At 33.8% G+C, this 20,463-nt stretch carries 16 protein-coding genes and 1 pseudogene; 8 read left to right on the plus strand and 9 right to left on the minus strand.

Going from position 1 to position 20,463, the window contains the following annotated elements:
• Positions 1-30 precede the first annotated feature (30 nt).
• The 7 genes from tsaD (at position 31) to KFZ70_RS14545 (ending at position 6,103) form a co-directional block, all read left to right on the plus strand.
• Entirely contained in the window at positions 31-1,053 is a 1,023-nt protein-coding gene (gene tsaD / locus KFZ70_RS14515) for a tRNA (adenosine(37)-N6)-threonylcarbamoyltransferase complex transferase subunit TsaD (protein ID WP_139694998.1), read from the plus strand.
• Between the two features lie 112 nt (positions 1,054-1,165).
• A complete protein-coding gene (locus tag KFZ70_RS14520; protein ID WP_139694999.1) occupies positions 1,166-1,798 on the plus strand; it encodes a peptidylprolyl isomerase in 633 nt (210 codons plus the stop codon).
• Positions 1,798-2,502 carry a 16S rRNA (uracil(1498)-N(3))-methyltransferase gene (locus KFZ70_RS14525; RefSeq protein ID WP_139695000.1) on the plus strand — a complete coding sequence of 235 codons (705 nt, stop codon included), beginning with the start codon at positions 1,798-1,800 and terminating at the stop codon, positions 2,500-2,502. Before KFZ70_RS14520 ends, KFZ70_RS14525 begins: the two co-directional genes overlap by 1 nt.
• 1 nt (position 2,503) lies before the next feature.
• Entirely contained in the window at positions 2,504-3,148 is a 645-nt protein-coding gene (locus KFZ70_RS14530) for a DUF4159 domain-containing protein (RefSeq protein WP_139695001.1), read from the plus strand.
• Between the two features lie 89 nt (positions 3,149-3,237).
• Entirely contained in the window at positions 3,238-3,750 is a 513-nt protein-coding gene (locus KFZ70_RS14535; protein WP_139695002.1) for a TrmH family RNA methyltransferase, read from the plus strand.
• 74 nt (positions 3,751-3,824) lie between these two features.
• The gene (locus KFZ70_RS14540; RefSeq protein WP_139695003.1) at positions 3,825-4,913 is read left to right on the plus strand and encodes an AI-2E family transporter; all 1,089 of its coding nucleotides are present in this window, start codon (positions 3,825-3,827) and stop codon (positions 4,911-4,913) included.
• 8 nt (positions 4,914-4,921) lie between these two features.
• Positions 4,922-6,103 (plus strand): class I SAM-dependent methyltransferase, encoded by a 1,182-nt coding sequence (locus tag KFZ70_RS14545; RefSeq protein WP_139695004.1) that lies wholly within the window; start codon positions 4,922-4,924, stop codon positions 6,101-6,103.
• Positions 6,104-6,108: 5 nt separating this feature from the next.
• Here the strand turns inward: KFZ70_RS14545 and KFZ70_RS14550 are convergent, their stop codons facing one another.
• Both KFZ70_RS14550 and KFZ70_RS14555 read right to left on the minus strand, forming a co-directional pair.
• Positions 6,109-6,567, minus strand: coding sequence for an RNA methyltransferase (locus KFZ70_RS14550; protein WP_139695005.1), 459 nt, complete (start codon positions 6,565-6,567; stop codon positions 6,109-6,111).
• 178 nt (positions 6,568-6,745) lie between these two features.
• Entirely contained in the window at positions 6,746-7,741 is a 996-nt protein-coding gene (locus KFZ70_RS14555; protein ID WP_139695006.1) for a GntR family transcriptional regulator, read from the minus strand.
• Between the two features lie 208 nt (positions 7,742-7,949).
• Here KFZ70_RS14555 and KFZ70_RS14560 point away from each other — a divergent pair.
• Positions 7,950-9,035, plus strand: a pseudogene (locus KFZ70_RS14560) (IS3 family transposase).
• 205 nt (positions 9,036-9,240) lie between these two features.
• Here KFZ70_RS14560 and KFZ70_RS14565 read toward each other — a convergent pair.
• The 7 genes from KFZ70_RS14565 to KFZ70_RS14595 all read right to left on the minus strand — a co-directional run bounded on the left by KFZ70_RS14565 (position 9,241) and on the right by KFZ70_RS14595 (position 20,237).
• Complete coding sequence (locus tag KFZ70_RS14565) at positions 9,241-10,005, minus strand: HpcH/HpaI aldolase/citrate lyase family protein (protein ID WP_139698395.1); 765 nt, start codon at positions 10,003-10,005, stop codon at positions 9,241-9,243.
• A 3-nt stretch (positions 10,006-10,008) separates the two neighbouring features.
• On the minus strand, positions 10,009-11,463 hold the full coding sequence (locus KFZ70_RS14570) for an NAD-dependent succinate-semialdehyde dehydrogenase (RefSeq protein ID WP_139698396.1): 1,455 nt from the start codon (positions 11,461-11,463) through the stop codon (positions 10,009-10,011).
• 50 nt (positions 11,464-11,513) lie between these two features.
• Positions 11,514-12,674, minus strand: a complete 1,161-nt coding sequence (locus tag KFZ70_RS14575) for a mandelate racemase/muconate lactonizing enzyme family protein (RefSeq protein WP_139698397.1) — start codon at positions 12,672-12,674, stop codon at positions 11,514-11,516.
• A gap of 435 nt (positions 12,675-13,109) precedes the next feature.
• On the minus strand, positions 13,110-13,595 hold the full coding sequence (locus tag KFZ70_RS14580; RefSeq protein ID WP_139698398.1) for a hypothetical protein: 486 nt from the start codon (positions 13,593-13,595) through the stop codon (positions 13,110-13,112).
• A gap of 21 nt (positions 13,596-13,616) precedes the next feature.
• On the minus strand, positions 13,617-15,353 hold the full coding sequence (locus KFZ70_RS14585; RefSeq protein ID WP_139698399.1) for a hypothetical protein: 1,737 nt from the start codon (positions 15,351-15,353) through the stop codon (positions 13,617-13,619).
• A gap of 12 nt (positions 15,354-15,365) precedes the next feature.
• On the minus strand, positions 15,366-17,138 hold the full coding sequence (locus tag KFZ70_RS14590; protein WP_158293223.1) for a RagB/SusD family nutrient uptake outer membrane protein: 1,773 nt from the start codon (positions 17,136-17,138) through the stop codon (positions 15,366-15,368).
• A gap of 21 nt (positions 17,139-17,159) precedes the next feature.
• Positions 17,160-20,237 (minus strand): TonB-dependent receptor, encoded by a 3,078-nt coding sequence (locus tag KFZ70_RS14595; protein ID WP_139698401.1) that lies wholly within the window; start codon positions 20,235-20,237, stop codon positions 17,160-17,162.
• Positions 20,238-20,463: the final 226 nt, after the last annotated feature.

The raw sequence follows: 20,463 nt of genomic DNA on the forward strand, positions 1-20,463 counted from the left end.
ATTAACAATTATTGTGCCTAATTTTTAACAATGACTTCAGAAAATATTTATATACTAGGAATTGAGTCATCATGTGATGATACTGCTGCAGCAGTAATACATAATGGTAAAATTTTAAGCAACGTAGTAGCCAATCAAACCATACATGAAGCATATGGCGGTGTGGTGCCCGAGCTAGCCTCTAGAGCACACCAACAAAATATTGTACCTGTAGTGCACGAGGCATTAAAAAAAGCAAATGTTATCAAAGACCAACTGCATGCTATTGCATTTACACGAGGCCCAGGTTTAATGGGTAGTTTATTAGTGGGTACCTCTTTTGCTAAGTCTTTAGCTTTAGGACTAAACATTCCTTTAATTGATGTAAACCACATGCAAGGCCATATTTTAGCCCATTTTATTGAAGAAGAAGGTTTTAACAAACCGCCTTTCCCGTTTCTTGCTATGACCATTTCTGGAGGCCATACGCAGATTGTGCAAGTGAATGATTATTTTCACATGACCGTGATTGGAGAAACCATTGATGATGCCGTTGGGGAAGCCTTTGACAAAAGTGGTAAAATTCTAGGGTTAGGGTATCCTGCTGGCCCCGAAATAGATAAACGTGCCAAACTTGGCAACCCCAAAGCGTTTAAATTTACAAAACCTAAAGTAGAGGGTTTAAATTTTAGTTTCTCAGGGTTAAAAACAGCTGTTTTATATTTTATTCAAAAAGAAGTAAAAGCAAACCCCAATTTTGTAGAAGAAAACCTCAATGATATTTGTGCTTCTATTCAACATACTATTATTGGTATTTTAATTGACAAATTAAAGCGTGCTTCAAAAGAAACAGGTATTACGCATATTGCAATAGGTGGTGGTGTTTCGGCTAATTCAGGAATCAGACAAGCCTTAAAAGATGGCGAAAGCAAGTTTGGCTGGACTACCTATATACCAAAATTTGAATTTACCACAGATAATGCTGCCATGATAGCCATCACAGGCTATTTAAAGTTCCTTGAAGGTGATTTTGCACAATCAAATATTGCGGCTTCGGCCCGCTTAAAAATCTAAAAATAAGCGAGTTTTAAAGTTATAAACAGTACACTTTTGAAAACTTATTCATGCTTAGATAACATAGTAACCCGATACGTTTAAATTTGAAAACGAATTTAAAACCTACACTATGTTAAAACAACTACCTACCCTATTATTTTTAGGCATAGCAACGTCATGCTTTACCCAAACCTCAACCGAAGACGCATTAAATTTAATTCATTCAGAAGAACAAGCTAAAAGCTATTTAACCCAAAAGCCTTCTAAACAGAATAAATTAATTACTTTTAATGAGGAAAAACATAAAACCATTTTAGCCAAAGAATTATTTAAAACCAGTATTGGTATTACTAAAATTTTTGACCATGAGTTTGAAACAATATTTTACAAAGTGATGACCAAATCAAGAAAAACGTATTACCGTGGTGCCATAATTCATCTGAATGGGGAAAATTTAGAGTATGCTGCTATTGAAGCTTTACAAAAAACAATAATGGATAAATACAAAAATGGGGCTTCTTTTGATTTTTTGGCCAAACAATATTCTATAGATAACCATGCTAACAAAGGTGGAGATTTAGGATGGTTTTTATCTGGTGACAAACACGTACAGCTAGAAACTAGTATTATTGAGCATGATTTAGGTGATATTTTCGCCCTAAACATTGAACATTCAAACGATTATTATGTCGTTTTAAAAACACATGAACCGAAAGAAATTTCAGAAATAGAAGTTTTAAAAATAGTTGAACAAAAATATTAATGCAGCTTTTTTATAATCCAGAAATAACTCAAGACACCAGTCAATTTACTTTTCCAAAAGAAGAAAGTAAACATATAATTAAAGTTTTAAGAAAAAAAACAGGTGATACCGTAAACATCACAAATGGTGATGGCTGGTTATTTACGGCTGAAATTGTTGTTCCCAACATTAATAAATGTACCGCAAAGATTATTGAATGTACCCTTCAACCTAACCATCATTATCATTTACATTTGGCTGTAGCACCAACCAAACTGAACGATAGGTATGAATGGTTTTTAGAGAAAGCAACAGAAATAGGTGTTGATAGCATTACCCCTATTATTTGTGATCATAGTGAAAGAAAAGTGGTAAAATTAGACAGATTTCATCGTATCATACAATCGGCTATGAAACAATCTTTAAACTGCTATTTACCAAAGCTTAATGAAGCTATCACAGTTAAGAGTTTTATAAGTAAGCATACTTCAGAGTACCAATTCATAGCTCATTGCGAAGACACCAATAAAACATCATTAAAAGAAGCTCTAAAACCTAATACCAACGTTACCATTTTAATAGGGCCGGAAGGCGATTTTTCATCTGAAGAAATTGATTTAGCCATTCAAAATAATTTCATACCTGTTTCATTGGGGCATACAAGACTAAGAACAGAAACTGCTGCTATAGTGGCATGCCATACCGTAGCACTTTCAAATGAATAATATGAGAACATTAATCACATGCTTTGCAATTATACTGTGTGTTTTTCAAATGAACAGTCAGGAATTGGCTGTTTTAAAATATAAAGGTGGTGGCGATTGGTATGGCAATCCAACCGCTCTGCCAAACCTCATAAGATTTTGTAATACCAATATAAATACAAGATTGCAACCAAAACCTCAAACCGTTGAAACTGGAAGTCCAGATATTTTTCAATATCCATTTATTCACATGACTGGTCATGGCAACGTTTTTTTTAGTGACGATGATGCTGAAAACCTAAGAAACCACCTTATTTCAGGAGGTTTTTTACATATTGATGACAATTACGGCATGCAACCCTACATAGTTGAAGAACTGAAAAAAGTGTTTCCTAACCAAGATTTGGTTGAAATTCCTTCCACTCATGATATTTATAACAACGCTTACCCATTCCCAAATGGATTACCTAAAATTCATGAACATGACGGAAAACGTCCGCAAGCTTTTGGTTTATTTTTTGAAGACCGCTTGGTTCTACTTTTTACTTTTGAAAGTGATTTAGGAGATGGCTGGGAAGATCCCGAAATTCATAATGACCCTGAAGATGTTAGAGAACAAGCTTTAAAAATGGGTGCTAATATAATCAAGTATGTGTTTGAACATTAGTTTTTTTAATATGATAAATTTTATTTTAGTACAACTTAAAGCCTTACCTACCTATTCTTTCTGAGCAATTTACACAGTTCCTAATTTCAATGCAACGCACTCATTACAACACCACGTTTCTCAAAAAAAAATTTCCCATTGTATTAATTTGTGATAACGTAACCCATGCTCCTAACATTGGAAGTCTGTTTAGAACAGCCGATGCTTTTGGTGTAGAAAAAATGATTCTTTGCGGTCAAGATATTACACTAGGCAGAAAAATAAAAAAAACCGCAAGAGCAACAGAAAAAGCGGTTATGCATGATATCAATAATTCAGCTTACAATGTTTTACAAACACTAAAAGAGCAGAATTACCAAATTATAGCTCTTGAAATCACAAACCGAAGTACTGCTATTCATACTTTTTCATTTTCAAAAGAAACCCCTATTGCTCTTGTTATTGGTGATGAAAACTATGGTATTTCAGAATCCATTTTAAATAGCGCCGACCATGTTTTACACATTGATATGTTTGGACAAAACAGTAGTATGAATGTGGTGCAAGCAACTAACATAGCACTCTATGAAATAACAAAACAACTCAGAACAGAGCAGAAATAGCTTGAGGATATTTTGTTAAAAAGCTTATTTCTTTTCGTTCTAATTGATTAGATTTACTACATAAAACGCTTCATGTGAATTCAAAAATCATTGCAAACGGTATTTTAAGAGCTATTACCATTATTCTTGGAGTAGCTTTATTACTTTTCTTTTTGTATAAAATTCAATCTGTTATTGGCTATATTGCTATTGCAGCCGTTGTATCATTAATAGGTAGACCAATTGTATTTTTCCTTCAACGCAAACTTAAGTTTAAAAATACTATAGCTGTTGTTTTAACTATGGTACTGCTATTGGGTATCATAATTGGTTTAGTTAGCTTATTTATTCCTCTAATCTTGAAACAAGGACAGAATTTATCATTACTTAATATTAATCAGCTTCAAGTAAACATAGAGAACCTTTATTCAGAAATTATTACTTATTTTGACTTGCATCATATTAACGTACAAGATTCTATAAATACGTCAAATTGGTTTTCAAAAATTGATTTCTCTTTAATCCCCGACTTTTTAAACACTATTATTAGTAGTTTCGGAAACTTTAGTATTGCCCTGTTTTCAGTACTTTTTATCTCTTTTTTCTTTTTAAAAGACAGTAAATTACTTGAAGGCATTTTACTAACGTTAGTTCCTGAAAAAAACGAAGCCAAATGGAAAATATCTAGTGAAAAAATTAAAAACTTACTTTCTCGCTACTTTGTTGGACTCATCTTTCAAATACTAATCCTTTTTGTTATATACACTATAGGGCTTCTTATTATTGATGTAGATAATCCTATTGTCATTGCCTTTTTATGCGCTCTTTTAAATTTAATTCCGTATGTAGGCCCTGTTATTGGTGCGTTTTTAATGCTTACTTTAACCATGACAAGTCATTTGGGAGAATCATTTAGTCAAATTATAGTACCTAAAACCTTATGGGTATTGCTTGTTTTTATTATTGGGCAATTGGTAGATAATTTTTTTAGTCAACCTATTATTTTTTCAAAAAGTGTAAAATCACATCCTTTAGAAATATTTTTGGTGATTTTAATAACTGGTATTCTTTTTGGCGTTATTGGATTAATTATAGCTATTCCAGCTTATACATCTTTAAAAGTAATTCTAAATACATTTTTATCTGATAATAAGATAGTTAAAAAATTGACCAAAAACTTATAGTTTAAATTTTGAATTCTGATCTTTTAACTTCCGACATTCAAGATTTTATATCGAAACATTTAGATGCCAGCATGTCTAAATTAGTTTTAAAGGGTACTCCTTTTAATATTAATACCAAGGTTATCGTTGAACAAATTGAAGCTAAAAACCGATGCCGAACAAAACTGCCTACATGGTTTAACACACCAAACATTTATTACCCTAATAAACTAAATATTGAGCAAACGTCTTCTGAAATTACCGCTGAATATAAATCAAATTTAATATCTGGTAGAACAATCATAGATTTAACAGGTGGTTTTGGGGTAGACTGCTTTTATTTTTCAAAGAAGTTTGAAGAAGTAACACATTGCGACATCAATGAAAGTCTATCAAAAATTGTAGCATACAATTACCAACAGCTTTTAGTAAACAATATTGGAACGGTCAACATTGATGGTATTGAATATTTAAAATCAAATAAAAAAAAATTCGATTGGATTTATATAGACCCTTCAAGGCGTCATGATAGAAAAGGAAAGGTATTCTTTTTAAATGATTGTTTACCCAATGTTCCTAAGCATTTAAACATGCTTTTTGAATATACGCAAAACATTATGGTAAAAACATCGCCCCTACTAGATATAATGGCTGGCACCAATGAATTAAAGCAGGTAAAAACCATACATGTAGTTGCGGTAAATAATGAGGTTAAAGAGTTGTTGTGGATTTTAGAAAAGGACTATAAAGGTGATATCACTCTTGAAACTATCAATATTTCAAAAGTCAAAACAGAACAATTTACAACTACCTTTAAAACAGAACAAGCTGCAATAGTAGACTATAATAAACCACTTAACTATTTATATGAGCCCAATGCAGCTATTTTAAAAGCAGGTGCTTTCAAGTCTATAGCCGAGAAATTACCTGTTTCAAAACTTGAAAAACATTCGCACTTATATACTAGCAATAGCTTGGTTGATTTTCCAGGCAGACAATTTAAAATAGAAAAGATTGTTCCATATAATAAAAAGGCATTAAAAAAGTTGAACATAAGCAGAGCAAATGTAACAACTAGAAATTTCCCAGAAAATGTTCAACACATAAGGAAAAAACTAAATATAAAAGACGGTGGAGACAACTACCTGTTTTTCACAACCCTCATAGATGGTGAAAAAACTGTACTTTTAACAAAAAAAGTAAACACTTAAATAAGCTAAGATCTTGGTTTGTCAATACCGCGATCATACATCACAATACTGCCTGCTACCGATACATTTAAGCTTAATTCAGATTTAAATTTTACTAAAAAATGAGATTTCTCTATGGCTAGTTTTGACAATCCATGATCCTCTGCCCCTAGCAAATATACGCAACGTCTGGGATGATGAAAGGTTTCTAAAGATTCTGCCTTGTCTGTAAGTTCTACGCCTACTAATCGAGTTCCTTTTGGTAAGTTACTAAAAAACGCTTCAAAAGTGTCATAATGATAATAAGGCATCGATTTTACAGCATTATGTGTATCACAAGCCTGGTTAGCATAGCGGTTTCCAATGGTAAAAATAAAGCTTGCGCCTAAATTTTGAGCAGATCGCCATAACACACCTAAATTTTCAGGCGTTTTTCCATTTTGAATACCTATTCCAAAAAACTCATTTACGAAGTTGTCATTCATGCCACAAAAATATCAAAGATTTAAAAACAAAAAAGTCTTTAGCAAGTAAGTTGTAAAAACCATTTTAAATCGTGCTTTATGAACTCTAAATTTCATCAAGGCAGTATTAATTTCCATATATTGATCGACATTTCGATTGATACACCAGCATTGATTAATTACATGAACAAAAACAAACTTATAAAGACGTTCTTATTATCAGGCTGGTAGGTATAATTAATTGTACAGGGTTATCGTTAACAATAAATTCAGCAGCTTTTTTACCTAACTCTTCAAAATCTGTCGAGATAACAGAAATACCTTTATTTATAAATTCTTTCATAGGCGTTTCGTTATAGGATAAGTACCCAACCTCTTCACCTAGCTCATATTGTTTTTCTCTACATTGCTTTAAAAAAGTACTCAATATGCGTTCACTAACACTTATATAGGCATTGCCTTTTTGTACATTAAACTGTTTCGGATCAGTAATAATTTTATAGCTAAAACTAAAATCTGCACAAAACTTTTCAAAAAAAACAACCGATTCTCTCGGATGATATGTATAGCTTGGGTAAACATAAACCAGTTGCTTATACTTTTTAAATAGCGGAACACCTTTTGCCAAACAATCATAAAAAGATTGTCCGAAATCTTGAAATATATAATTTTGATGCTCTGAAAATTGAACATTTAAATCAATTAACAATAATTGATCATTATTTATAGACGATAAAATTTCGGGCACCTCTACATGATCCATATTCATAACAAGGTATTTATAGTATTTACCCTTGCTATTATTAATGATGGTTTTAAAATTTTCTAAACTATAATGGTGAAACTGTAAATCTACAATAAAGTTTTTTGGTAAATTTTCAATTAATGCATTGTAAATCACTTGCTTATACTCTTTAAAGGTATTTAAAACTAGGAGTACCCGTTTTATGTTACTTGAAACAAAATATCCTTTATTTGGTATAGATTCAATTACGCCATTATTTTTTAAAATGGTAAATGCCTTAAATACAGTATCTCTTGAAAATTTGTATTCTTTACTAAAATCATTAACAGATGGTATCCTCTCGCCAACCTTTAAAATATTATTTGCTATGGAATCATTAATGGCATTAACAACAAGCTGATATTTAACTTCGCTACTGTCTTTATTAATCTTTACTTTATTCCAGTTCATTATATTTTTAAAATTAGGCGACTACAATATAAAATTTTTGAATTGATTATAACATCGCAATCTTTCTATTTGTTTCCCTGTCTTAACTGAAGAGAGAATTTAATCTATTAACCTGACCCTAAAATTGACCTCCTCCCGTTAAACCGGACAATTTAAAACTAGAGAAAACCGAGCAAATAAATGTGTAACTTTAAACAATTATTTGCATATGAAACGATCAAAATTCACGGAGAGTCAAATCGTATTTGCTATCAAGCAGGCCGAAACAGGTACGCGTGTATCTGAGGTTTGTCGAAAGATGGGAATAAGTGAAGCTACCTTTTACAATTGGAAGAAGAAATATGGAGGATTAGGTGTTTCCGAATTGCGCAGACTCAAGAACTTAGAAGAGGAGAATTTTCAATTAAAGAAACTGGTAGCAGATCTTAGTCTTGATAAGCAAATTCTCCAGGACGTTCTTAAAAAAAAGTTTTAAGGCCATCTCGAAAGCGGGAGATGGTCCGTGGAATACGAATGGAATATAATATCTCTGTTAACCGTTGCGTGAAGCTGGTTCTTTTGCACAAAAGTGTTTTATTATAAGCCAAATAAAAGAGATGATACTTTATTGCGTATGCGGATCAAAGAAATTGCATCAACCCGCGTTCGTTATGGCTTTTGGAGGGTTTATATCCTACTAAGAAGAGAAGGCTTTATGGATAATCACAAGCGTGTTTATAGAATTTACTGTGAAGAGGGGCTTAATTTGAGAAGCAAACGTCCTAAAAGGAATCGTTCAGCCTTACACAGACAACCATCAGATGGTAATTCTTCTAGTTTACATGAATGCTGGAGTATGGATTTTGTCAGTGATCAGCTATATAATGGGAGTCGCTTTAGGGCTTTAACTGTAGTGGATAATTATAGTAGAAAATGCCTTGCTATTGAAGCAGGACAGTCATTAAAAGGAAGTGATGTTGTAAATGTTATGGAAAAGGTTAGTTCGGAGAATTGCACTCTTCCAAAGCGTATCAAAGTAGATAATGGAAGTGAATTTATTAGTAAAGTTTTGGATAAATGGGCCTATGAAAACCAGATAGAACTAGACTTCTCAAGACCAGGAAAACCTACAGATAATCCCTTTATAGAGAGTTTCAATGGTTCTTTTAGGGATGAATGTTTAAACGTAAATTGGTTTCTGTCAATGGAAGATGCGCAAGAAAAACTAGATATGTGGAGAGAAGAATATAACAACTTTAGACCTCACAGTTCCTTGGGAGATATCCCTCCCAATGAATACATCGAAATGAATTAAAATAGCTCGGATCCTCTACTTTTAACTGGTTCTTAATTTGGGAGGAGATCAAAATTTTGAGGTGTCCTAAAAAAGGAATAGGCTACAATGGGATAGTTTACAGTTTAATATAGGTAGAATTATTTAAAAAAACCTATTAACACAGAAGATTAAAACTTCACGTTAATAGGTTTACTATTTGTTAACTCAAAAAAACTATACCCTTTTAACTATGCAGCTCTTTTGTTATACTTTTAAAAGTATTCATTATTAATCCAACATCAACCGCATAAGAAATATATTGAACCCCTATTTCACGCCACATTTTAGCTTTTTCTACAGACTCAGTGAAGGTTCCTACTGCTTTATCATATTTTTTTGCGGTTTCAACGGCCAATTTCATGGCATCAACAACTTTTGGGTTATCAACCTCTCCTGGTACGCCACAAGATTGTGATAAATCATATGGTCCTAAAAATATCACATCGATACCGTCAACCTTAACAATCTCTTCAAGGTTGTTAATACCTTCCATGCCTTCTATATGAATAATAGTGATTACAGAATCATTAGCTTTTCCAAAATGATCAGCTGGTCCTATATTAGTATATTCAGCGGCTCTAACATACCGACACATCCCTCTTTCTCCTTTTGGATAAAACTTGGTAGATTTTACTAACTTGTCGGCATCAGCTTTTGTACATATTTGTGGAACTTGAATACATTTAGCACCAATGTCTAAAGTTCTTAAAATTAAAGTCTCAGAATTTTCAGTTACTCTAACCACTGGCGTAATACCTCTTGCCTCTGCTGCTCTAATCATATTTTGAACAGACTCAATACTATATGGGCCATGTTCCATGTCAATAATTACAAAATCAAAACCACTATACGCCGCAATTTCAACAATGGCAGGATCCTGCATTTTACAAAAAGGACCATATACTGTTTTTCCTTCTTTTAAACTTTGTTGTAATAAATTCTTTGTCATAATTTACAATGCTGTAGACACGCGTTTTTTAACTAAATAATCTTCAAGAGCCAAGTGTGAACAGTCATGCCCAATACCACTATTTTTAAATCCGCCGTGTGGTAAATAAATAGAATATTTCACACCATTAATCTGAATTTCACCAAACTCTAATTCTTCTGTAAAACGCTCAATACGCTTATGATTATTTGTAAAAATGTAAGATGCTAAACCAAATTCGGTGTCGTTTGCTAATTCTAATACTTCATCATCAGTTTCAAAAGGCATAACACCTGCAACAGGACCAAATGTTTCTTCTCTAAAAAGCTTCATGTCTGTAGTTACCCCAGATACAATGGTTGGTTCCATCCAATTACCGCCTTCTGGTAAGTCTGTTGGAATTTTACCACCATATTCTAGTTTACCACCTTTACCAACAGCATCCTCTATCAACTCAAACATTCTATCTCTGGCTCCTCTAGACGCCAAAGGCCCCATAAAAACATCTTCATTCTCTTTAATTCCGAAACCAACTTTAATATTTGAAGCTCTTTTAACGTACTCTGTTATGAATTTGTCATAAATATTTTTGTGAACAAAAATTCTATTTGCAGCTACACATATTTGCCCTGAATTTCCAAACTTTAATCCAATAGCCAAATTTAAAGCAATATCTAAATCTGCATCTTCAAATACAATAAATGGTGCATTTCCGCCAAGTTCCATGCCTAATTTCTTGATAGATGTGGTACTATCTGCAATAACACGCTGACCTGTTTGTGTAGAACCAATCATAGTTAATACAGCTGGAATCTTACTAGTAGTCATCGGCGTGGCCACCTCGCTACTTGGACCTGCTAATATATTTACAACACCTGCAGGGAAATTAATACTATGCATAATTTCACCAACCATATACGTTGATAATGGTGATATTCCTGAAGGCTTAATTATTAAAGAACAACCTGAAGCCAAAGCTGGTCCTATTTTATACCCTACATTTAGCAATGGGAAATTCCAAGCTAAATATGCTACCGCTACACCTGCTGGTTTTGAAATCATTTTATGCGTATGTGTATTCTCTACATCAGGAATAATCTCTTCCCTTAAATTTTGCATGGCACTTGGATACCATTCTAAAGCTTCGGTTAATCTGTCAATATCTTCTTCTGATCCTGCATAGGTTTTTCCCATTTCATGAACCATAGCAGTTCTTAACTCATACTCCTTCTCCTTGATGGCATCTCTAAGCTTCAACATCCATTGGGTTCTTTCTCCCAAAGAAAGTTTTGACCAATACTTGAATCCTTTTTGAGAAGACTCTAATGCTTTTAAGGCATCTTCTTGTCCTGCACGTGCTACCTGAGCAATGACTTCACCGGTTGCAGGACAAATCACATCATCCTTTTCGCCACTTACAGAGTCTACTAATTCACCATCAATGTATAATTTTTTATAACCGAAATTTTGTGTTTTCATTTTTATTTTACTTTTCAAATTCAGAAGCGTTACTGATAAATTTTAACTTCTTAAACTATTTTTTCTTCTCGTTTTGTTTTGTCGCAAAAGGCATACTTTTCTAACACGTCTTGGTCTATATCAATTCCAAGTCCAGGACGATCAGGTACGGCAATCATACCATCTTCCATTTTAATGGATGGGAATGATAATTTGTCTCGTAAACCATTTTCTGTTTGATCATATTCCATAAAGAAATCAGGTTGATACATTCTACCTGGAACAGACTCTATGTTTGATATAAAGTGAAGTGCCACATGTAACCCTATGGCGGTACCCCAAGTATGTGGAATTAAATCGATTCCATGAGTACTTGCCAATGTTGCGATGCGCTTTGCTTCTGTAAGCCCTCCACTGGCACAAATATCGGGTTGAATAATGTCTACCGATTTGTTTTCAATTAACTGTTTAAAACCAAACCTTAAATACTCACATTCACCTCCTGAGATTGGAATGGTCGTTTTTTGTCTCAATTCTCTGTATTGGTCATAAAATTCTGGAGATAAAGGCTCTTCAAACCAACCAATGTCATACTTTTCAATTTTTCTGGACAATTCAACAGCTTCTCGCAATGTATATGCATGATTAGAATCTACCATCAATTGAATATCTGGCCCAATAATTTCACGCATTTTTCTTACGTTTTCAACATCTTCTTTAATACCCAATCCTACCTTCATTTTCATAGCCTTAAAGCCTTGTGATATGTATAATTTTGCTTCCTTTTCAAAATCTTTTGAAGGGTTATTATAATCTGTAAAATATAACCCAGTAGCATACGGTTTTATCTTATCTCTATGGGCACCTCCTAAAAGTGTTGAAATAGGAAGTCCTAAAATTTTTCCTTTCAAATCCCAAACAGCAATATCAATAGCACTCATGGAGGCTACAAGGATACCTCTTCTCGCAAAATCGAGTGTTTTGCGGTACATTTTATTCCAAATCACCTCATTTTCTAAAGGGTTTTCTCCAACAACAAAAGGCTCTAACAACTTAATACCTGCCTCAAGCACTGTTGCCGGACCATAACCTTCTCCCCATCCATATTCGCCATTTGATGCCGTTACCTTAACCACACAGATGCATCGCTCTGAGTATTCCCATTGTGAAAAGAAGAAACTTTTAGACAACTTATCTTTTAATATGAAGGTCTCTATTTTTTCTATTTTCATAAGTATATTTATTAATAGTTGGTATTAATTAACAATCTAACCACAGGTTAACTTTCAAGGAATAAAATTAGCTATAATGTGCCTTTAATGAAACTCCATTTTTATCTCAAACAAATCAAAAATTACCTTTAAAACTCAGGTTGTTTTTTGCTAAAACACTAATTAACTCTTTTGTTGTAAACTGTTTATAGGTTTAAAAAAAATCATTAGTTAAATAAAATTTTATTTTACACCATTTATATGTATTAACAAAAGCTCTTTTTTTAAAGATTAATTTTCCATGTTCTTTTTCTTTCCTTGAAAAGTTTAAAGCTAATCAATAATTTTTAGTTTTTCACTTTTGTGATTCATTCTACTACGTTTTTAACCAAGACTTATATAACAAAAAAAAGGACTAAAATTTAATTTAGCCCATTTAAAACAACTTATCAATAATTAATTGTAAACTTCCTCTTCACTAATAGTAACATCATGTAAAACGGTTTCTTCTGGATCTTCTTTATATGTAGAAATGACCTCCATGGTACCAATACCATCTTCTTTTGAAGCGTTTGCTGTATACTGTACAGTATAGGTTTCCATTATAACATTACCGTTTTCATCAACAACTTCTTGGCCATCTTCATCAAAAACTGGTCGTTCTCTTTCTACTGTCCATTCAAAGTTATAATCTGTTTCTGATGATGTATCGGTATAATCAGTAGGTGTTTCTCCAATTAAACTCTGCGAATTTAAATGAGTTACCACCAATTGTTTTTCCTTGTACACATTAATGCGCTCTGGACCACCTTTATTAATATCAGTAATGGCATAAATTGGCTTTAGTTTGATATCTGAAGCTGCAAATCTTTCATCTTCCTCACAGGACATCGACACAACCACTAACAGGATTAGCCCTAGTATTTTATTTATAGTTTTCATAAGATTTTAATAATATTTTAGTTATGGTCTAACTTCTATTTCAATGAATTGCAAATTATCTATGTATAAAAGTTGTGGCCCCGTTACACCAACATTTTCAAGTGCATGAGGTCTAAATGTAAACCTTAAATTATCAGCTGCTGTAATATCTGCATTTAATACCACCTGATTTTCAACTGTTACCCATTTCCCCCTTTCTACATTTTCAATATCCCAAATTTGTCTACTAAATTCAGGCTTATTAAACTCCGTTCTGAATGTTTTTAAGGTTGTACCTGGTTCGATAAAAATATCATACGTCATTTTATAAGTACCAGCAGGGATGTCTTGTATTCTTGCAAGACCAAAACTCCATAAGTTCACATTAGGAATAGGATTTGAAGCCAAAGTACTGTATTTCATACTCGCATTACCATCAGACACTGGTACATTAGGTCCTTCTACACGTTCGTAAACATAAAGACCATTAGGACCATCAATAATATTACCATTACCAGTAAAATAATTTAGTGCAAACGCTCTGTTTGCCGCACCACTAGGCTCCTCAAAACTGGCGTGTGCTTTTTCTGGAATAACGTTTCCACCAAAGAACATAGCAACATTTTCAGGGCCAAAAGCCTGAAGCGTTCTATTATCTGCCGATTGTAATCCACCATTACCATCATAAGAAACTGTAATAATATCACTATTGTATATAGGTTGCGCTAAGCTAAGCTCGATAAAAATAGCATTGTCTTCTCTTACTTTGGCTAAGGCTACAGGAATATCTTGATTAAACGCACCATTTTGAACATTAACCGTGAAATGGCTCTCTGCTCCCGAAAAATCATTTACCTCACCATTTACTCTAAAAGAAATAATCTCATTTTCATCCTCTTTCAAAACACCATCAAATTGAAATGGTTGTGATGATTGAATTACTTTTACTTTTAAAGGAATCAATTTTTCAGTGTTTGATGTAGGCAAAGGAGCCGCTCTCAAAGATCTAAATGTACCTGCATTAAAAGTTCCTAATTTGTAAAAATTAATATTGGCTGGTTGTGCAGCTCCTACCCGGCTTGGAACGCCATCTGGAATAAACCAAGTGCCTCCATTAGGGCGTCCTACCACAGAATTATCAACAAACGTCAATGAAGTAGCCGCTTCTATTTCAACAACTGGCCAATTAGCCTCATCTTCTAAACTTGGCATGTCATCTTCTGTTACATTTAAAATCTCAACATCATCCTTTAATACTGAAAATGCTGGGTTTAAAAGCGCATATACATCAAATAAGAAATCTACTTGATAGGTATACACTCCATTTTCTTCTGTAATACTTTCAATAACATGATCTTTATAGGTATCACTCATATTAGAGGTAACAGGGGTGTCAAAGGTATTTATGAGCGTTACCTTGTTATCTCCCGCATTTCTAAATAACACATAGGCCTTACCATTGGTTGATGTTGTTCCTAAATTAGGATCAATAAACAATGGTAATGAATCATTTGTTTTAAATCCTTCCTTTAAAAATTTATTACCTTCCTCAATAATCCATTTTGAACTGTTCGCACCTTGTGCAAGATTAAAAAATGAAATTTGAGTTTCTGCGTTGATGGAAAATTGAGTATCTGCACCAACGTTTGGATTCAATCCTACCAACCAAGAAATATCTTCAAAGTTATCTTGCGGTGGATTATACTCTGCATACTCTTCTTCACAGCCCAAAACAGCTAAAAGACAAAAGAAAAGCGTTAAAAATTTTATATTTTTCATTGTGCTTATTTTTTAATTAATATTTGGGTTGGACGTTGTTTCTGCAAATGGTATTGGATATGTTCCATTTTTATCTTCATTATAATTCTGATTTGACAAATCATACTCATAATCAACTACAATATGGGCTTCTGAAGGTGGTGTATCGCTTCCTATTAAACTTGAATAGTTATTTCTATTAATGGTTTGCCCTGTATCCCAATTGTAATAGGAAAAATGAACTCCGTAATAAACTTCATTTGCAAGTTCTTCCAATCTATCTTTGAAGCTATAATTATCGGATTTTTTCCATCTTTGAAAATCTAAAAACCTAATATTATGACCTTCCGTTGAGAGTTCTAGAGGTTTTTCAACGCGCATTAAATGTTCCATAAGGGATTCAGCGGTGTATACTACATCATCATAAGTACGTCCTGGCTCAGATCCTGTTCCTAACAGTATAAGCCCCCATCGTTTTCTAATATCATTTATTAACTCTAAAGCGCCGTCAACATCACCCGTTTTAATTTTACACTCGGCTTGCATTAAATATACTTCTGAAAGTCTATTAAGTGTAATGTTTTTTGACGAATACGCTTGACCACCTGGTAATTCATTTTCATTTCTAACAATATCATGATTTTGATATTTCTTCCACCATGCAAACCCCCAATTCTCTCCACCAAAACGATTGTATTGACTTGTGGTCCCTTCTAGGTAATAAGTAGTTTGATTATCATCAACCACAGCTATCATCGCCGAACATCTCAAAGGTACCGCACGAAGTGACAAATCACCGTTTTCATCTATATAATAATTTCTAGGGTCTAGCGGATCCATAGGCTCTGTTTTATAAGCATGTACAGCCCAAGCCGGCCCCACGGCAGATCTTGTTTGCGCTGTTCTTACATTAACCCAGTTGGTTCCTGAATCTCCATCCCATGGTTGTAAATCTAAACGCGCTTGTTCAGGTGCAAAATTGATTTCAAAGATAGACTCGCTGTTAAACTCCCCAGCAGTAGTAAACATCTTAGTTAAATCTTTCTCTAATTCATATCCATGGTTATTGATAACGTCATCAAAATACACCATAGCCTTATTATAATCTAACTCATTTAAATAGGTTGTTCCCAAAATAGTAGCGGCGGCACCAGAGGTTACCCTACTTTCATCTCCATCAGGATATGCTCCTTTCATATATAAGTTACCATACGCATATTCCAAATCTTTTCTTATGAAGGCCAAAACTTCTTCCTTTGGAGATACTGCTTTTGCAAAATCCTCATTTTTAACTGGGTTTTTGTCTCTAATAATAATCTCTCCGTTATTATAGGAGGTATAAACATAGTAATGAAAAAGTCCTCTAAAGAAACGAGCTTGTGCCATTTGAGAAATCCATTCAGGTTGTAGATCCTCTGACACCTGTAAATTATTTAAAGCTTCAATAACTTGATTCGCTCTAAAAACACCTAAATAACAGGTTTGCCATTTATTCAACACCTGGTCTGAACTACCCGTATATAAGTGTAAATAGGCCTCTTCGGTATTTTGAGGAAACGGGCGTCCATATCCTGGATATCCCATATCAGACCTCAACATTTCTTCAAATTTATTAAGTAAACTATTTTTATGTAATACTTGATACACCGTATTTAGTGTTCCTCCCGTTTCAGCCAAATTTGTCCAATAAATCCCAGTTGATATCAAGTTAGGATTATCTTCCGACAAAAAATCATTGTCTTGACAAGCGGCCATAAAACTAAGCACAATTGCAAGAACCGTATATTTTAAAATTAATTGTTTCATAACACAATACATCATTTTTAATTAAAAATCAAAGTTTAATCCTAACATCCATTGAGAGGAAATCGGACCTGTATTTTTATCAAGCCCTCTTGCAGCAATACCCCCACCTACTTCTGGATTATATCCGGAATACTTGGTAAAAGTTAATGGGTTCTGTGCTCTTACATAAAAACGTAACCTGTTGAATCCCCATCTTTCTACGGTCTTTTTAGGAATACTGTACCCTAAAGAAACCTGTCTTAATCTTAAGTACGACCCATCTTCCAACCACAAATCACTATATCCCAAGTAGTTATCATGTCTTCTTACATCATTTTGATAAGATGGTATTGTAGAGGTGGGATTCGTTTTCTGCCATTGATACAGTAAATCTTTATGCCTTCCAAACCCGTAGGCCCAAGCGTTAAAACCATTCATAATTTCAGCACCTATTGAAGCATACCAGTTCATTGAAAAATCAAAACTTTTCCAGTTAGCATTAAAAGTATAACCTATTTCATAGTCTGGTAAACCACTTCCACTGTAAACTCTATCTTCAATATCTAAAGAGCCATCGCCATTTTGATCAATGAATCGTGTATCACCCATTTTAGCACTTCCTACAATTTGTTGATACTCTGCTAATTTTTCCTCAGTATCAATTATACCATCCGTTCTCCATAAGAAAAATGAAGCAGCCTCATGACCAACGGCTAAGGCTGTAACTCTAGATTGTTGTGGTGCTCTACCTACCAAACCAAAATCATTAGTTAACAAAAATTCTGTATTGTTATTTATTTTTGTGATTTTATTTTCATTGGTAGAAAATGTACCATTCATTCTAAAATTGACCTTACCTATTTTACCTCTGTAGCCAGCGGTTAGTTCAAGACCACTATTAGTCATATTACCAACATTTAAAACAACTTGCGCATTATTTCCGCCTCCAGTTGATGGTGGAATAAACACAGGAAAAAGCATGTCTTCTTTATCGGCATGGTAATATTCTGCTGAGAACGTTATTTTATTCTTTAAGAACCCTAAATCAATACCTATATTACTTTGAGTGGTTGATTCCCAACTTACTACACTATTCACATAGTTTGTTTGAGCCGCTCCTAAACTCAGTCCACCACCAGAAGTATGGTAATTTAAATCTTGAGTAATCCCTGCTTGAAAGGCATATGACTGAAATCTATCAACCCCTACAGTACCTTGACTTAACCTTAATCTAAAATTATTCACGGTTTTCTTATTCCACCACTCTTCTTCTGAGATATTCCATGCCAATGCCACTGATGGGAAGGTTCCCCAATGATTAAAGCTTGGGAATTTTGAGGATCCATCACGACGCACACTTGAACTCAATAAATAGCGTCCCTTGTAACCGTATTGCACTCTTCCAAGAATCCCTATGCGCGTGTCTGTATAGTCAAAACCTGAACTAACACTTTGCGTTCCTGTTGCTCCATTAAGCACTTCTATATTTGGATTAGTGGCTCCATTTCTTCTTGCCGAAAAAGCCTCACTCGTATTACTCTCAGCAGTTCCAAAAACAGTAAACGTGAATTTGTGATCATCATTTATCTCCTTCTCATAAGTTGCTCCAATTTCAGTAAGAACATTAGTAGTGAATCTGGTTCGCATATCCACATAACTATCTTCTGGCTGACTTTGTAAACGTGGTGGGTTTTGATTATTATATATTTCTTGATAAGGTCTAACAATCTTCCCAATATTATTAACCGAAGTTAAACCAAAGTTTCCTGAAAGGCTCAATCCATCAATAATCTCATAGTTCAAATTCAAGGTAGCATTTGCTCTGGTTGTTTTAAGTACATTTGTGGTACGTAGGCTCTCAATAACCCAACCTAAACGGTTAACATCATCACCTCCTTGATTTAAATCATCAAAATTATCAATATTTATACCATTTTGAGTCGGACGATATACGATGGATTGAGACAAGAGAAAGCCTTGAGGAATATCTCTTTTATCTGTATTTAAACCAACACTCGCCTGAATTCTTAACTTGTTTTTATGATAAACGGTATTTGCTCTTGTATTGAAACGTTTATATCCAGAATTAATTTGCAAACCTTCTTGATTGAAATAACCTAAATTAACACTATAGGTAATATCTTCTGTTCCTCCAGAAACATTTAGATCATAGTTTTGAACAGGGACATTCTGATTGAAAATCAGGTCATTTATATTAGTTTCATTTTGAAATTGAAGTGGCTGTTGTTTTATTTGCAAACTTGCTTGATCATCAAACCCGTTATTTACATTTCTGTTTTGAACAATATCAGCATACGTTTGTTCTAAAGAGTTCATTAAAGGAACAGCTGCATTTCTGTGCTGAATGGCATAACTTGCGTTCAATCTTACCTGTAGCGATCCTGGTTTACCTTGTTTGGTGGTAATTAATATAACCCCTGTAGCGCCTCTAACCCCATAAACAGCAGTAGAAGCAGCATCTTTTAAAATATTAATAGTTTCAATTTCTGTTGGTGGAATTTGCGGATCTCCATTTTGAACCACACCGTCAACTACATATAACGGTGTATTATCTCCTGAAAGTGATGTAATTCCCCTAATTAATATCTGAGCTTCACCACCAGGTTCTGAAGATGCTACAACGTTAACCCCTGAAGCTTGCCCTTGAAGAGCTGAAGCCAAATCGGCCGTTACTACCGAAGTAATATCTTCTGCCTTTACTTGAGTAACCGCACCAGTAACTTCCTGTTTCTTTACCGATCCATACCCAATAACTACTACTTCATCAAGTTCATCTATATCTTCATCAAGAACAACATTTACAGTATTTCCTGTAATCTTTATAGATTGCGACTGCATACCAACATAGCTGAACACCAATGTGTTTCCTATGCTCGTACTAATAGAGTAATTACCATCAAAGTCAGTAACCGCTCCAGTGCTAGTTCCTTCTACCAAAACCGTAACACCAGGAATTGGCATGCCATCAGTTGCTCCAGTAACGGTACCACTAACAGTGACCGACTGCGCAAATACATTTAGGTTACATAGTAATGCTAGCATCAAAGTAAGCCCGCTTTTAACTATGCTTTTTTTAAATAATGTTTGATTAATTTTCATTTAGTTAATTTGTTTTACTTAAACTATTTAGTTCTTCCTTTTACATTGAATATCAAGAATTAGAAAAAGCTTCTAGCTTGTATTCAAAAAATTGGCTTTAACGTAGTTAAGCTTAGTTTTCATTTTATATTGTTGTAGTTAATTTTATCATATCTTATGACATGACTATACAAAGAGACAACAAAACAGAAGATTTCTTTTTATGGCATTTATCCTGTTCTTACCC

The organism is Allotamlana fucoidanivorans (assembly GCF_045788535.1).
GTDB classification, from domain to species: Bacteria; Bacteroidota; Bacteroidia; order Flavobacteriales; family Flavobacteriaceae; genus Allotamlana; species Allotamlana fucoidanivorans.